Raw genomic sequence first — 243 nt, 5'->3', positions numbered from 1 at the left:
AATTTTTAATTGCAATGCAATATTGATTTTTTAGTTGTAATACAGTTTCTTTTATCATTTCTGAATTTGGAGTAAAATATCTTTGTTTATTTCCAAATTTTTTTTCTGCGTATTCCTGAGGAAAAATGATTCCATTAGAGTTTTTAAAATTTAATAATTGAATTGAATCTTTTAATTTTTCATCAATCTTAACAACTGAAATTCCCTGATTTATATTAAAATTATCAGTTGGGGTTGAAACAC

The 243-nt window shown here is 23.0% G+C and carries 1 protein-coding gene; it reads right to left on the bottom strand.

The genetic code is table 11. The features are described 5' to 3' along the window. Positions 1–243: hypothetical protein (locus tag SB752_RS33155; protein WP_410719620.1), on the bottom strand; the 243-nt coding region annotated here is incomplete at both ends.

Origin of the sequence: Brevibacillus sp. SIMBA_040 (assembly GCF_046535075.1) — a bacterium.
GTDB lineage: Bacteria > Bacillota > Bacilli > Brevibacillales > Brevibacillaceae > Brevibacillus.
Note: the sequence above shows the minus strand (reverse complement) of the source record. Positions and strands in the feature narration are given on the sequence as shown.